Below are 14,071 nucleotides of genomic sequence, written 5' to 3'. Positions count from 1 at the left end.
ATCAAGGAGATGATAATGAATCCTGCCGTAGTCGAACATATTGATACGTTATTAGCTGCTATCCAGGCCCATCCGTTTTATACCCTGCTCCTGCTGGTGCTCTTTCCGGTTCTCGGCATGCTGAAAAGTATGTTTTCCGATATTAAGGGTGAGCATATCTTCAAAAACTCATTAAATAATCGGATAAAATTTGTTGCCAGCCAGCTGGATAACGCGTTTCTGAGTAATGAGGATCGCAGCCGTTTGGCGCAGCAATATATTCAGCTGGTCAACCAACGCATGTATGGTATTGAGAATCGCCATATTCAGGATGAAGTGATAAAGATCATCGACCGCTCCAGCGAAATACGCAGTAATAAATACTTCGTGATGCACCGACATTATCTCAGCGTGAATGTTGAGGGTGAGCTTTTTATTAACCCTAAAAAGATCAGGGAACGTTATATCGAAGCATTCTGTTTGGTGGGCGTCGGGGTGGCGATTATTTTCTTTGCTATCTTTGTCGGTATTCGCGCTGAAGTTCCCGGATTACTTTTCCTGGTTGTCGGTATGATTTTATACATACTGGGTCTGGGACATTTCCCGGTCGGGAAACTGGGACGCAGGAGAGCAGAGAAAGAAATCGAAAATTATTACCAGCAACAAAAAGCCCGCATTGAGCGGGCTTCCGTCATCGAGGCTAATCAGCCCTGACGATCATCCGGGAACTCGCGCAGGAAGCGCTCGACGTCATCCACCATGGCGTCGTTGCCGCAGAAGAACGGGCAACGCTGGTGCAGGGTCTCTGGCTGGATATCCAGGATACGGTTTTTACCGTCGCTGGCTTTACCGCCTGCCTGCTCAGCCAGGAAGGCCATCGGGTTGCATTCATACAGCAGACGCAGCTTACCTTTCGGATGGCTGGCGGTGCTTGGATAGAGATAAATGCCGCCTTTCAGCAGGTTACGATGGAAGTCAGCCACCAGGGAGCCGATGTAGCGCGAGGTGTAAGGACGGTGAGTGGCGATATCCTCTTCCTGGCAGAACTTCAGGTATTTTTTCACGCCCTGCGGGAAGCGAATGTAGTTACCTTCGTTGATGGAGTAGGTGTAGCCCTTCTCCGGGAAGGTCATACGTTCGTGGCTCAGGCAGAACACCCCAAGGGATGGATCGTAGGTAAAGGCGTGCACGCCCACCCCGGTGGTGTACACCATCATGGTGGATGAACCATACACCACGTAACCTGCGGCAACCTGCTTGCTACCCGGCTGCATAAAATCAGCTTCGGTAACCGGGGTGCCCGGCGGGGATACGCGGTGGTAGATTGAGAAAATCGTACCAACGGAAACGTTAACGTCGATGTTGGAAGAACCGTCCAGCGGATCCATCAACACCACGTATTTGCCGTGTTCCACTCCTTCGAAGATGACGAACTCATCTTCCTCTTCGGAAGCGATACCCGCCACAATGCCGCGTGCTTTCAGTGCTGCTTTCAGCTTTTCGTTGGCGAACAGGTCCAGCTTCATCTGCTGCTCACCCTGTACGTTTTCAACGCCGCTGGCACCGAGAATATCCACCAGACCCGCTTTGTTGATATCGCGGTGGATAATTTTCGCACCCAGCTTGATGGCTGAAATCAGCGCCGTCAGTTCACCTGTGGCGTGAGGAAAGTCGTGTTGCTTCTCGACGATAAATTCGCCTAACGTTTTCATAACACATTCCCTGAATCTACGATGGAGTGGCAGCAGCTCTAACAAACTGCCAACGTATGCGTACGCAGTTTAGCCGATTGAACTTTAAAAACCATAGTCCTAATCCGTTTCTTCCACCTGCACTCGGCGTTACACTGTGCGCCGAACTTTTGAGTAATGGATCTCTTTATGCGCATTCACATCCTTGGGATTTGTGGCACTTTTATGGGCGGTCTGGCGATGCTGGCGCGCTCACTTGGCCACGAAGTAACCGGCTCTGACGCCAATGTCTATCCGCCAATGAGTACCTTGCTGGAGCAGCAAGGCATTGAATTAACGGAAGGTTATGATGCCAGTCAACTGGATCCCGCCCCGGATCTGGTGATCATCGGCAACGCCATGACGCGCGGCAATCCCTGTGTGGAAGCAGTGCTGGAACGTAACATTCCTTACCTCTCCGGCCCGCAGTGGCTGCACGATTTCGTGCTGCGCGATCGCTGGGTGCTGGCCGTCGCCGGTACCCATGGTAAAACCACCACAGCCGGCATGGCAGCGTGGATTCTTGAGGCTTGTGGCCTTGAACCGGGCTTTATTATTGGTGGTGTGCCAGGAAATTTCGATGTTTCGGCAAAATTAGGAAAAAGCCCGTTCTTCGTGATTGAAGCGGATGAGTACGACAGCGCCTTTTTCGACAAGCGTTCCAAGTTTGTGCATTACTGCCCGCGTACGCTGATCCTCAACAATCTGGAATTCGATCATGCGGATATCTTTGACGATCTGCGTGCCATCCAGAAACAGTTCCACCATCTGATCCGCATCGTACCGGGTCAGGGCAAGATCCTGCTGCCGGAACACGATCATAACCTGAAGCAGGTGATGGCCATGGGCTGCTGGAGTGAGCAGGAAACGGTGGGTGACAACGGTCACTGGCAGGCGAAAAAACTGACGCCGGATGCCTCACGCTGGGAAGCCTGGCTGGATGGTGAAAAAGTGGCGGAAGTGAACTGGGGCCTGGTGGGCGAGCACAACATGCATAACGGCCTGATGGCGATGGCCGCTGCACGTCATGTGGGTGTGAAGCCGGACGATGCCGGAGAAGCGCTGGGGCGCTTTATTAATGCGCGTCGCCGCCTGGAGCTGCGTGGCGATGTCAACGGCATCAAGGTTTATGACGACTTTGCTCATCATCCGACGGCGATCCTCGCCACCCTGGCCGCACTGCGCAGCAAGGTGGGGGGCACGGCACGCATTCTGGCGGTGCTGGAACCACGTTCGAACACCATGAAAATGGGTGTCAGCAAGAATGAGCTGGCACCGTCACTGGGACGAGCCGATGAAGTGTTCCTGTTCCAGCCGCACCATATTCCGTGGCAGGTTGCCGATGTGGCGGATGCCTGCATCCAGCCTGCTCACTGGAGTGCCGATATCGATACGCTGGTAGAAATGGTGGCGAAAGTCGCGCAGCCAGGGGATTCGATTCTGGTGATGAGCAACGGTGGCTTTGGCGGGATTCATCAGAAACTGCTGGAACGTCTGGGACGTTAATCCGTAGCTACCGTCTTGAGTGTCAAGTCCGCCCGCCAGGCAGCGGTTGTGCTTCAGCGGGGTTCCGCCCGCCAGACATGGGGCAGTTTCAGCACAGCCGTGCAGGCGGACGGGCAAAGGTACGATGGCGCGTACCTTTGCAATCCGCGCCACGCGGCGTCCTCGCGCAGCGCGATGCGCTGTGCCCTCGCTTATCACTCAGGCCCACGGAGCTCGCGGATTCGCCATCCTGGCTCAAACCGCGCTCTCGCCGACGTCCTGTCGGCTCGTCCTGGCCTTCCCTCTGCGCTCGGCGCTGTGGATGCCGCACCCCCCCACCGTCTGCAAGAACGCAGAAAATACAAGAAAATACAAAACCAACAGCAAAAAAGAAAAACACAGAAAGTCATCGCGGTTGCAGCGAGGGGTGGGGCGCTATCCGGACTCGCTGAGTGAAGGAACGATTCCAGGATGAGCTGCATGGATGCAGCGAAAGGCGGCGCTGAGCAGGAGCGAATCGACGCCGGTCCGTCGGAAACGTGACTGAGCGAAGGCACCGCGAAGCGGCGAGGCAGGCCAGCGCAAGGCCCGGGATTGCAAAGGGCGCGGCCTGGCGCCCTTTGTTCGGTCGCCGCACCGGCGAACTGAAACTGCCCCAGCCCGTGGCGAACGAAACCCGCACCGGTGATCAAAATCCGCGCGATGAATCGCGCCGTTACGTGATACGAAATTAAGCTTCAGCCAGTTCGCGCAGATACTGGAAAATCTGGCGTGCTGCTTTGGGTGGCTTGTTCGCCGCTTTTTCTTTCTGCGCATTGCGAATCATGCTGCGCAGCTGCTGGCGATCGGCCTGCGGATAGAGGTTAACCACCTCGGCCATCACATCATCACCCTGCTCAATCAAACGATCGCGCAAATTCTCCAGCTTATGGAACAACGCTACCTGCTGGTTGTGGCGGTTTTTCAGTTTGTCCAAAGCCAGACGAATCGGCTCCACATCACGGGCGCGCAGCATCTTACCGATCAGCTGCAACTGGCGGCGACGGCCTTCTTTCTTGATACGCTGCGCCAGTTCAATGGCGGCACGTAAATCTTCGTCGAGTGGAATCTTGTCGAGGGAATTTTTCCCCAGTTCAACTAACTCGGCACCCAGGCGCTTCAGCTCCTCGGCATCGCGTTTAATTTCGCTTTTGCTGACCCAGATAATCTCTTCGTCTTCTTCTTCCTGATTATCCGGCACATCATCGAGCCAGTCTTCGGGCTGCTTGGTCATCTCTTGGCTCCCTAAAAAAAAGAGGCTAATCCTACCAGTTTATCGGGGGACTGCGAAATTGTTCTCTGAGTCTGATAGACTCAAAATATTCATACATAAGATTAGACGGCAGGTCGATGAACGTATCTACTCAGGTTGCAGAACAACGTAAAGTGTTGGAACAGGCTGTCGCACAGGCGCTGGAACTGGCGAAAGCCAGCACCGATGGCGCAGAAGTGGCGGTGACAAAAACCACCGGTATCGGTGTCAGCACCCGCTACGGCGAAGTGGAAAACGTCGAATTCAATAGCGATGGCGCGCTCGGCATCACCGTTTATCACCAGAATCGCAAAGGCAGTGCTTCCTCGACCGACCTCAGCCCGGACGCCATCAAGCGAACCGTTCAGGCGGCGATCGATATTGCCCGTTACACCTCCGCCGATCCTTATGCCGGTCCGGCAGATCGCGATCTGCTGGCGTTCGACGCCCCGGATCTCGATCTCTACCATCCGTGGGAGATCGACGCCGATCGCGCGATTGAACTGGCGGCGCAGGCGGAACAAGCCGCCTTACAGGCCGATAAACGCATCACCAATACCGAAGGCGGCAGTTTTAACAGTCACGTCGGTATCAAAGTATTCGGCAACAGCCACGGCATGTTGCAGAGCTACTGCTCCAGCCGCCATTCGCTATCCAGCTGCGTGATTGCCGAACAAAACGGCGAAATGGAGCGTGATTACGCTTACACCATTGGCCGTGATATTCACGATCTGCAAAGTGCCGAGTGGGTCGGGGCAGAATGCGCACGTCGCGTGTTGTCACGCCTGGCACCGCGCAAGCTTTCCACCATGAAAGCGCCAGTGATTTTCGCCCCGGAAGTGGCAACAGGCTTGTTTGGTCACCTGGTGGGAGCCATCAGCGGCAGCAGCGTGTACCGCAAATCGACTTTCCTGCTCGATGCGCTGGGTACACAGATCCTGCCGGAATGGCTGACCATCGAAGAGAAGCCGCACCTGCTGAAAGGCCTGGCCTCGACGCCATTTGATAGCGAAGGGGTGCGTACCCAGGCGCGTGACATTATCAAAAATGGTGTGCTGCAAAATTGGCTGATGACCAGCTATTCCGCGCGTAAGCTTGGCCTGCAAAGCACCGGCCATGCGGGTGGCATTCACAACTGGCGTATTGCCGGTCAGGGCCATAGCTTTGACGATTTGATCAGGCAGATGGGCCGTGGCCTGGTGGTGACGGAACTGATGGGCCAGGGCGTCAGCGCCATTACCGGCGACTATTCACGCGGTGCGGCCGGTTACTGGGTGGAGAACGGTGAAATCCAGTATCCGGTGAGCGAAATCACCATCGCCGGAAATCTGAAAGATATGTGGCGCAATATGGTCACCGTCGGCAACGATATTGAAACCCGCAGCAACATCCAGTGTGGATCGGTGCTGCTTCCGGAGATGAAGATCGCCGGGCAGTAATGACATCGCTTCCTGAAGGCAGCCCGCAAGGCTGCCTTTTTTATCTCCACAATAATAAAGGAATGAACGATGCGTAAGCATGTGATTGCAATGTTGTCTCTCTCGCTGTTGTTCTCCAGTGCCAGCCTGTATGCGGCTGACCTGGAAAAAGATATGGATACCCTCAAAGATGGCCTGAGCACGGTGAAAAAAGCCTCCGATGCCCAGGAAATGCAAACCGCGCTCGGCAAGATGCGTCAGGCGGCGGAGGATGCAAAAAAATCCACGCCGGAAAAGCTGGAAGGTCAGCCTGCTGATAGCGCTCAGATCAAGGATTTCCACGCCGGACTGGATTCGCTGATCGCCCAGATTGATGTGGTGGATCAACTGGCTCAAGCCAACAAACTGGACGAGGCTAAAACCGAAGCGAAGAAACTGGAAGATATTCGCAACGCCAACCATAAGAAATTCCGCTGACAGCCAGGCCAGCCATCTGGCTGGCCTTATTCCTGGGCATAACTCGCCCGATTCTGCCGCTTGTTCCCATCATTCTGTGCGAAATGTGATGTATTTTGCATTCTTCGTGCATCCTGCGATCTGGCGCACAGTCACCCGCATGATTTCCACTTCGAGGTGGAAAAGATGCGTCTCCACACCGCCCGGTGGACAGGATAATTTCTTTTCAACGCGAATTAACGGTCATTGTCCGCTGTAAACAGGAGTGAGCCAGGTGAGTAGTGAAGCAGTTCCGCTGAAACAGAGCACGCCGGAAGCGATTCAGGCTCTGGCGGATAACGTGATGACGCAGATTGCCGCGCTGTATGCGGCACACCACATCGAACCCAATGCGGTGCAGCAGCAAATGCTGACCTCACACGTGCGGGCCATGGCCTCGCGCTCCCTCACCGGGGAAGCCTTACCGGAAGTGGAAGCGGAGCTATTTGAGGATATCTCGCCCGAGACGATGGCACTGGCACAGCAGGTGGTGGATCTGTTCGGCAACCTGCCACGCGAAGAGGCGTGGTTATTGTCGGTACACATTGAAGTTGCAAGGTCGAATTAGTCAGAAATTTTAAGAGGAATTGAACATGGTAACGGTAGTGATTGGCGATCGTCTGGGTAAAGGGCAAAAAGTGGCGGCAGGTGTCGAGAAAGCCGGTGGCCGTGCGGTGGTGGTACCGGGCGTGGCGGCGGATATGAAGCTGGGCGACGTAATGAAAGCGGAAAACGCCGACTTTGGCATCTCCTTCTGCGGCAGTGGCGGCGCAGGTGCCATCACCGCGCAGAACAAATATGGCTACAAAGCGAAACACGGCATGCGTTCGATTGATGAAGGCGTTACGGCAATCAACGAAGGTGCCACGGTGCTTGGCTTCGGCTTTATGGACAAAGAAGAGCTGGGTGAACGGCTGGTGCAGGCCTGGACGAAAAAACACGGCAGCTAAGCATGAAACAACAATACGTGACTCAGGTGACGGTGCAGGGCGCAGGCGATACCAAAGCCAAAGCCTTTGCCGATGCCCTGAGTCGGGTGCAGCAGCAAGTGCTGCGCACCACGCAAAAGATTCTGCTGCGCATTGAACCCCAGGATGTTCGGGTGCTGCGCGCGCAGGAACGCGTCAAGACGGAGAAATTTTTGTTCTTTTTCCTCGCGCGTGAGCGACGGAACTACAGCGTCGAGCTGGAGATTACCGTCAGCGTCACCGTGATCGATACCGAACAGGTGGAATTCACGGCGGCACCTTAACAACAGACGAAAAACAAAGGTAAGCGCATGTTTTTAATTATTTTGTTTAAGTCGTTAATCATTGGCGGGTTGGTAGGGGTTGGCGTCGGAGCAGGTGCCGCACGCATGTTTCACGCACCTACCACGCAGGGCATGGGCGCGTTCCGTACGCTGGGCGAGCTTAACTCCTGTGAAGGCGATCCAGCATCGCACTTCTCCTTTGGTCTCGGCTTTTTCTTTAACGCCTGGGCTTCATCCGTGGCGGCGGGTTCATTCACGCAAGACGTTGACCATCGCATCCTGCCCAACTGGGGCGCGGCGGCACTGATGGTGAAAAACCGCAACGTAGCAGAAACACTACACAACCCGAAAAAGATGGCCATTGCCTGCGGCATCATCGGCATGATCGTGGTGGCCTTCCTCAACAGCACCGCCTCTGCCGTCCCGGCGGCTTTGCAGGTCACCGCCGTTAAAGTGCTGGTTCCTGCGGCCAACTTGCTGGTGAACACCGTGATGCCGGTGATTTTCTGGCTGGCGGCGATTGATGCCGGTAAGAAATCAGGCTTCTGGGCCACCATTTTTGGCGGCCTGGCGCAGTTGATCATGGGCAACGCCGTACCTGGTCTGGTACTGGGCATCCTGATCGGTAAAGGCGTCGAAGAAAGCGGTTGGAACAAAGTCACCAAAGTGATGATGACCGCGATCGTGCTGCTGTTCGTGCTGAGTGGCTTCTTCCGCGGCTTCGACATGAAACTGCTGCAATCCTTCCAGCTTGGTATTCCTGGCTGGCTGGACATGATCCACAACAGCCTCAGCGGCAAATAAGGAGCCATCAGCATGAACGAAAACAAAGGGTTCTGGTACGCCGACTGGTCTTTCCCGATCTTTGTCGGCTTGCTCTCTGCCGGTGTGTTTGCCGGTACGCATATGTACTACCTGTACGGCATTGGTGCCTTTAACGAGGTGGCGTTTGTCTCGATGCTGCGTTCCGGCATGGAAACCGGCGTCTACGGTGCGGTGGCGGCTTTCGGTGCCAGCTTCCTGTTTGCCCGCATCATTGAAGGTTCGCTGGTGGGGATTCTCGACATCGGCGGAGCGATTCAGACCGGTATCGGCCTCGGTGTTCCGGCACTGCTGCTGGGCGCGGGGATTGTCTTTCCGGTGGCGAACTTTGCTGCTTCGCTGGCGACCGGCCTGGTGCTGGGTCTGGCGGTCGGCTACATCATCATTCTGGCGCGTAAGTTCACCATTAATCAGAGTGACTCCACCTACGGTGCCGACGTGATGATGGGGGCCGGTAACGCCTCTGGTCGCTTCCTGGGTCCGTTGATCATCCTGTCGGCAATGGCGGCATCGATTCCTATCGGACTCGGTTCGCTGGTCGGTGCGCTGCTGTTCTACCTGTGGAATAAGCCGATTACCGGTGGCGCGATCCTCGGTGCCATGGTGCTGGGTGCGATCTTCCCGGTTTCTCTCTGATGTCATGCGCGGCCTGGTAACGGGCCGCGCTTAAGGAGTTGATATGTTTGATGTGATTCTGCGCCGTGCGCGTTTGTGCGACGAACAATTGGTCGATATTGCGTGGCAGGACGGCAAGATTGCTGCGGTGGGCGAGGTACACGGCCCGGCAGCACAAGAGCGCGATCTGGCCGGGCGTTACTACGTCAGCGCAGGCTGGATCGACAGCCATGTGCACTGCTACCCAAAATCACCGATTTACCATGATGACGCCGATGCGATTGGTGTGGCGCAGGGTGTCACCACGGTGATCGATGCTGGTAGCACCGGGGCGGATGACATTGACGATTTTTATCAGCTTACGCGCCAGGTCACCACGGACGTACGTGCGCTGATCAACATCGCCCGCACCGGCATTGTCACGCAGAACGAACTGGCCGATATGGCGCAGATTGACGGCGAGGCGGTGGTACAGGCGGTGCAGCGTCACCCGGATTTTATTGTTGGCCTGAAAGCGCGCATGAGCAGCAGCGTAGTCGGCGAAAACGGCATCCAGCCGTTAATCCGCGCCAAAGCCATTCAGCAGGCTGCCGGTCATCTGCCGCTGATGGTGCATATCGGTAATAACCCGCCGGTGCTGGAAGAAATCGCCGACCTGCTGACCTCCGGCGACATCATCACCCATTGTTACAACGGCAAACCCAACCGCATCCTCACGCCGCAGGGCGAACTGAAAGCGGCAGTGAAAAACGCCATCGCACGCGGTGTGCGGCTGGATATCGGTCACGGTAGCGCCAGCTTCAGCTTTGAAGTGGCTCGTCAGGCGATTGCCCAGGGCATTCTGCCGGACACCATCAGCTCGGATATCTACTGCCGCAACCGTCTCAACGGACCGGTGCACAGCCTGGCGCATGTGATGTCGAAATTTTTCAGCATCGGTATGACGCTGGCGCAGGTGATCGACTGCGTCACCTGGAAAGCCGCTGAAGGGCTGCGTCTGGCGCACAAAGGGCGGCTGGCCGTGGGCTATGACGCCGACCTGACCATTTTTACCGTCAAAGAAGAAGCCCGCCCGTTCGTCGATGCGGAAGGCGAACAGGTGCTGGGTGAACAACATGTGTTGCCGCTGGCTGCCGTAGTGGCGGGCCAGTGGCATCTGACTGATGAAGGGAAAACCAATCATGTCTTCGATTTATGAAAAATATGGCCTGAAACAGGTCATTAATGCCTCCGGTCGCATGACCATTCTCGGCGTATCAACACCGGCAGCGGATGTGGTGGATACCGTGAAATACGGCCTCAACCACTACTTTGAGATGAAAGATCTGGTTGATAAGACCGGCGCGTATATCGCGCAGCTGTTGCAGGTGGAGAATGCGGTAGTGGTGTCCTGCGCCTCTGCGGGGATTGCGCAGAGCGTGGCGGCGGTGATCGTCAAAGATAACGCCTGGCTGCTGGAGAACCTGCATGCCGCTCCGCTGAGCGTGCCGCACGACATCGTGGTGCCGAAGGGGCATAACGTCAATTTTGGCGCCCCTGTGGGCACCATGGTTGCGCTGGGGGGCGGACGGCTGGTGGAAGCAGGCTACAGCAACGAATGCTCGCCAGAACAGCTGGCAGCCGCGATTACGCCGACCACGGCCGCGCTGCTGTACATCAAATCACACCATTGCGTGCAAAAAAGCCATCTCAGCGTCGAACAGGCGGCAGTGGTGGCACGTAAACACGGCATTCCGTTGATTGTCGATGCCGCGGCTGAAGAAGATTTGCAGTGCTATTACCAGATGGGTGCTGACCTGGTGATCTACAGCGGCGCGAAAGCGATTGAAGGGCCGACCAGCGGGCTGGTGATTGGCCGCACGCAATATGTTGAGTGGGTGAAGCGTCAGAGCAACGGTATTGGTCGCGCCATGAAAGTGGGCAAAGAGGGCATCCTCGGTCTGACCCAGGCGATTGAAAACTATCTGGTGCAGGAAAAAACCACGGGCGCGCAAATGGTGGAAAAAATGACGCCGTTTATCGCCAACCTCAACACCCTGAAGGGCGTGAGTGCACGGGTGGTATGGGATGCCGCCGGACGTGACATCGCGCGCGCCGAGATTAAGTTTGACGAAGGGCAAACAGGCTGGGGCACCGGCGAGCTGGTACAGGCGCTGAAAACCGGCGTTATCGCCATCTACTTCCGTGGCTACAAAGCCAACGAAGGCATTATTGAAGCCGATGTGCGCAGCGTCAGCGCCGATCAGCTGCATACCATTTTTACCGCCATCCAGGCATTGCTCAATGGAGAGAAACAGGCATGACTCTGACACCGAATTTTTATCAGGGCCGTTTGTGCCTCAATGTGCTGGCGGGTTCAAAGCAGAATGCGCGCGACATCTGGCAGGCGGCGGAAGGCCATGTGCTGGTGGGCGTATTATCAAAAAACTATGCCACCACCGAAGCGGCCATCGACGATATGCGCGAGTACGCTGGGCTGATTGATAACGCCATTTCCGTTGGGCTGGGTGCCGGAGATCCCAATCAGTCGGCGATGGTGAGCGCGATTGCGGCAGCGATTCAGCCGCAGCACGTTAACCAGGTATTTACCGGCGTCGCCACCAGCCGTGCGTTGCTCGGGCAGAACGAAACTGTGGTCAACGGTCTGATTTCGCCTACCGGTACGCCGGGTCTGGTAAAAATCTCTACCGGACCGCGCAGTGCCCAGGGGCCAGATGCCCTCGTACCGATCGATAGCGCCATCGCGCTGCTTCAGGATATGGGCGGCAGCTCGGTGAAATATTTCCCGATGGGGGGATTAAAAGCGGTGGATGAATATCGTGCCGTGGCGGAAGCCTGTGCGCGTCATGACTTCTGGCTGGAACCGACCGGCGGTATCGATCTCAGCAACTTTGAGGAGATCGTGCGCATTGCGCTGGAGGCGGGCGTCAGTAAAGTGATTCCGCATGTCTATAGTTCCATTATCGATAGCGCCACCGGCGACACGCGCATTGACGATGTCCGTCAGCTTCTGGCAACGTGCAAAAAGCTGTTGTAGCAAATAAGTAACAGGTGAAGCCCCTTGAGATTCCCTAACCAGCGTCTGGCCCAACTTTTCGCTGCTCTGCAAAATGAAACGCTGCCGCAGGATGAGCTGGCGCGGCGTTTCTCCGTCTCGACGCGCACGGTGCGTACCGACATCACGGCACTGAATGCGCTGCTGGCGCAGCACGGCGCGCAGTTTGTGCTGGCGCGTGGCGCGGGGTATCAGCTGAAAGTAGATGACGCACGGCGTTTTGGTCAGTTGCAGGCACAAACCGCCGCGCCGCTGCGCGTGCCCCGCACCTCGCCAGATCGCGTGCGTTATCTGCTCAGCCGCTTCCTGACGGCGGCGTATTCGCTCAAGCTGGAAGATCTGTCGGAAGAGTGGTTTGTCAGCCGCGCTACGCTACAAAGCGATATGGCCGAAGTGCGAGAATGGCTGGGGCGCTATCACCTGAATATCGAAACCAAGCCGCGCTACGGCATGAAACTGTTTGGTAGCGAGGCGGCGATTCGCACCTGCCTGACCGACCTGCTGTGGCAGATCGATCAGGACACGCCGGATAGCCCGCTGCTGACGGTGGAAGCGCTGCACAGCGGAATGCTGGAGCAGCTGCAACCGCTGTTGCAGCAATGCTTTGCCCATCACGCCATTCGTCTGAGCGATGAAGGTGAGCGCTATCTGCAAATCTATTGCGCGGTGGCGGTGCGGCGTATCAGCGAAGGCTTTCCGCTAAACGACCCCGGTGCCGAGGATGTGGGGGAAGAGGTGCGTGAAGCGGCACACCAGCTGGTTGAGCTGATGCTGCCGCTGGTCGGCAAACCGATTTCACAGGCGGAAGAGAACTGGCTGCGCGTCAATATCGCCGCCCGCCAGATTCAGGCGCTGGCACCCAGCACCATTAACGCTGACGATGCCGATGCGCTGGTGGATTACCTGCTGAGTTATATCAACACCCACTACAACTACCGCCTGCAACAGGATGAGCAGCTGCGCGCCGATTTGCTCACCCATATTAAAACCATGATCACCCGGGTGCGTTACCAGATCCACATCCCCAATCCGTTACTGAACAACATCAAGCAGCATTATCCGATGGCCTATGACATGACGCTGGCGGCGGTCACCAGTTGGGGCAAATATACGCCGTACACCATCAGCGAAAACGAAATCGGTTTTCTGGTGCTGCATATCGGTGTGGGGCTGGAGCGCCATTATGACGTGGGCTATCAGCGCCATCCGCAGGTGCTGCTGGTGTGTGACAGCGGTAACTCCACGCTGCGGATGATTGAGGCGCTGCTGCTGCGTAAGTATCCGCAATTACAGGTGACGGCGCGTCTGTCACAGCGTGAATATGAGGCGCTCGATTTTATTGAAGAAGATTTTGTTATCTCCACCGCACGGCTGACCGAGAAAAACAGCCCGGTGGTGGTGATGTCGCCGTTTCCCACCGAATTCCAGCTGGAGCAACTGGGCAAACTGGTGCTGGTGGACCGCACCCGTCCTTACATGCTGGAGAAATACTTCGACGCGCAACATTTTCTGGTGGTGGATCAGCCGATGACGCAATCGGCATTGTTTCACCAGCTGTGTGACCAGCTGCAACAGGAAGGCTATGTCGACGACGATTTTTATCCGTCGGTAGAGGAGCGCGAAGCGATTGTCAGCACCATGCTGGGTGAGGGGATTGCCTTACCACACTCGCTGGGGTTGCTGGCGAAGAAAACCGTGGTCTACACCGTGCTGGCTCCGCAGGGAATTAGCTGGGGCGATGAAACCGCCTCGGTGATTTTCCTGCTGGCAATTAGCAAAAGCGAATATGAAGAGGCGATGGCGATTTACGATTTGTTCGTCACCTTCCTGCGTGAACGGGCGATGACTCGGCTGCGCGACTGTGGCGATTTCGCCAGCTTTAAGGCGGTGGCGATGGATTGTCTGAGCCGTCTGTAAAATCCCAGGTGC

The 14,071-nt window shown here is 56.2% G+C and carries 15 protein-coding genes; 13 read left to right on the top strand and 2 right to left on the bottom strand.

Annotation, left to right across the window (positions count from 1 at the left end):
* The first annotated feature begins 15 nt into the window (after window positions 1-15).
* Window positions 16-693, top strand: a complete 678-nt coding sequence (locus tag HA50_RS18335; RefSeq protein WP_084877086.1) for a hypothetical protein — start codon at window positions 16-18, stop codon at window positions 691-693.
* Here HA50_RS18335 and fbp read toward each other — a convergent pair.
* Window positions 684-1,691, bottom strand: coding sequence for a class 1 fructose-bisphosphatase (fbp, locus tag HA50_RS18330; protein WP_084877083.1), 1,008 nt, complete (start codon window positions 1,689-1,691; stop codon window positions 684-686). The two genes, HA50_RS18335 and fbp, sit on opposite strands and share 10 nt — an antisense overlap.
* A gap of 168 nt (window positions 1,692-1,859) precedes the next feature.
* On the opposite strand from fbp, the gene mpl reads away from it, so the two are divergent.
* Window positions 1,860-3,215: a UDP-N-acetylmuramate:L-alanyl-gamma-D-glutamyl-meso-diaminopimelate ligase gene (gene mpl / locus HA50_RS18325; protein WP_084877080.1), complete on the top strand. Its 1,356-nt coding sequence runs from the start codon at window positions 1,860-1,862 to the stop codon at window positions 3,213-3,215.
* A 709-nt stretch (window positions 3,216-3,924) separates the two neighbouring features.
* On the opposite strand, the gene yjgA is transcribed toward mpl, so the two are convergent.
* Window positions 3,925-4,467 carry a ribosome biogenesis factor YjgA gene (gene yjgA, locus HA50_RS18315; RefSeq protein ID WP_084877075.1) on the bottom strand — a complete coding sequence of 181 codons (543 nt, stop codon included), beginning with the start codon at window positions 4,465-4,467 and terminating at the stop codon, window positions 3,925-3,927.
* Between the two features lie 116 nt (window positions 4,468-4,583).
* Here yjgA and pmbA point away from each other — a divergent pair, with 116 nt between their 5' ends.
* The 11 genes from pmbA (at window position 4,584) to HA50_RS18260 (ending at window position 14,059) form a co-directional block, all read left to right on the top strand.
* Window positions 4,584-5,924 (top strand): metalloprotease PmbA, encoded by a 1,341-nt coding sequence (gene pmbA, locus HA50_RS18310; protein ID WP_084877072.1) that lies wholly within the window; start codon window positions 4,584-4,586, stop codon window positions 5,922-5,924.
* Between the two features lie 69 nt (window positions 5,925-5,993).
* A complete protein-coding gene (gene cybC / locus HA50_RS18305) occupies window positions 5,994-6,380 on the top strand; it encodes a cytochrome b562 (protein ID WP_084877070.1) in 387 nt (128 codons plus the stop codon).
* Window positions 6,381-6,633: 253 nt separating this feature from the next.
* Window positions 6,634-6,966, top strand: a complete 333-nt coding sequence (locus HA50_RS18300) for a glycine dehydrogenase (protein WP_084877068.1) — start codon at window positions 6,634-6,636, stop codon at window positions 6,964-6,966.
* Window positions 6,967-6,991: 25 nt separating this feature from the next.
* On the top strand, window positions 6,992-7,348 hold the full coding sequence (locus tag HA50_RS18295; RefSeq protein WP_084877066.1) for an SFCGS family glycine-rich protein: 357 nt from the start codon (window positions 6,992-6,994) through the stop codon (window positions 7,346-7,348).
* Window positions 7,349-7,350: 2 nt separating this feature from the next.
* On the top strand, window positions 7,351-7,650 hold the full coding sequence (locus HA50_RS18290; protein ID WP_084877064.1) for a DUF4312 family protein: 300 nt from the start codon (window positions 7,351-7,353) through the stop codon (window positions 7,648-7,650).
* A gap of 27 nt (window positions 7,651-7,677) precedes the next feature.
* Window positions 7,678-8,454, top strand: a complete 777-nt coding sequence (locus HA50_RS18285) for a DUF4311 domain-containing protein (RefSeq protein WP_021183537.1) — start codon at window positions 7,678-7,680, stop codon at window positions 8,452-8,454.
* Window positions 8,455-8,466: 12 nt separating this feature from the next.
* Entirely contained in the window at window positions 8,467-9,108 is a 642-nt protein-coding gene (locus HA50_RS18280) for a DUF4310 family protein (RefSeq protein ID WP_084877060.1), read from the top strand.
* Window positions 9,109-9,151: 43 nt separating this feature from the next.
* A complete protein-coding gene (locus HA50_RS18275; protein ID WP_084877057.1) occupies window positions 9,152-10,285 on the top strand; it encodes an amidohydrolase/deacetylase family metallohydrolase in 1,134 nt (377 codons plus the stop codon).
* Window positions 10,269-11,390 carry a DgaE family pyridoxal phosphate-dependent ammonia lyase gene (locus HA50_RS18270; protein ID WP_084877055.1) on the top strand — a complete coding sequence of 374 codons (1,122 nt, stop codon included), beginning with the start codon at window positions 10,269-10,271 and terminating at the stop codon, window positions 11,388-11,390. Before HA50_RS18275 ends, HA50_RS18270 begins: the two co-directional genes overlap by 17 nt.
* Window positions 11,387-12,124, top strand: coding sequence for a 2-dehydro-3-deoxy-phosphogluconate aldolase (gene dagF, locus HA50_RS18265; RefSeq protein ID WP_084877052.1), 738 nt, complete (start codon window positions 11,387-11,389; stop codon window positions 12,122-12,124). Before HA50_RS18270 ends, dagF begins: the two co-directional genes overlap by 4 nt.
* A gap of 24 nt (window positions 12,125-12,148) precedes the next feature.
* Window positions 12,149-14,059 carry a BglG family transcription antiterminator gene (locus HA50_RS18260; RefSeq protein WP_084877049.1) on the top strand — a complete coding sequence of 637 codons (1,911 nt, stop codon included), beginning with the start codon at window positions 12,149-12,151 and terminating at the stop codon, window positions 14,057-14,059.
* Window positions 14,060-14,071 lie beyond the last annotated feature (12 nt).

Origin of the sequence: Pantoea cypripedii, assembly GCF_002095535.1 — a bacterium.
In the GTDB taxonomy this organism is placed as follows: domain Bacteria; phylum Pseudomonadota; class Gammaproteobacteria; order Enterobacterales; family Enterobacteriaceae; genus Pantoea; species Pantoea cypripedii.
This window is presented reverse-complemented; position numbering and strand designations above follow the sequence as displayed.

Excerpts from the sequence above, each read along its gene's own strand:
- cybC (WP_084877070.1), top strand. The coding sequence starts at position 5,994 with ATGCGTAAGCATGTGATTGCAATGTTGTCTCTCTCGCTGTTGTTCTCC.
- yjgA (WP_084877075.1), bottom strand. The coding sequence starts at position 4,467 with ATGACCAAGCAGCCCGAAGACTGGCTCGATGATGTGCCGGATAATCAG.
- HA50_RS18280 (WP_084877060.1), top strand. The coding sequence starts at position 8,467 with ATGAACGAAAACAAAGGGTTCTGGTACGCCGACTGGTCTTTCCCGATC.
- HA50_RS18295 (WP_084877066.1), top strand. The coding sequence starts at position 6,992 with ATGGTAACGGTAGTGATTGGCGATCGTCTGGGTAAAGGGCAAAAAGTG.
- HA50_RS18270 (WP_084877055.1), top strand. The coding sequence starts at position 10,269 with ATGTCTTCGATTTATGAAAAATATGGCCTGAAACAGGTCATTAATGCC.
- HA50_RS18335 (WP_084877086.1), top strand. The coding sequence starts at position 16 with ATGAATCCTGCCGTAGTCGAACATATTGATACGTTATTAGCTGCTATC.
- HA50_RS18285 (WP_021183537.1), top strand. The coding sequence starts at position 7,678 with ATGTTTTTAATTATTTTGTTTAAGTCGTTAATCATTGGCGGGTTGGTA.
- pmbA (WP_084877072.1), top strand. The coding sequence starts at position 4,584 with ATGAACGTATCTACTCAGGTTGCAGAACAACGTAAAGTGTTGGAACAG.
- dagF (WP_084877052.1), top strand. The coding sequence starts at position 11,387 with ATGACTCTGACACCGAATTTTTATCAGGGCCGTTTGTGCCTCAATGTG.
- fbp (WP_084877083.1), bottom strand. The coding sequence starts at position 1,691 with ATGAAAACGTTAGGCGAATTTATCGTCGAGAAGCAACACGACTTTCCT.
- HA50_RS18290 (WP_084877064.1), top strand. The coding sequence starts at position 7,351 with ATGAAACAACAATACGTGACTCAGGTGACGGTGCAGGGCGCAGGCGAT.
- HA50_RS18275 (WP_084877057.1), top strand. The coding sequence starts at position 9,152 with ATGTTTGATGTGATTCTGCGCCGTGCGCGTTTGTGCGACGAACAATTG.
- mpl (WP_084877080.1), top strand. The coding sequence starts at position 1,860 with ATGCGCATTCACATCCTTGGGATTTGTGGCACTTTTATGGGCGGTCTG.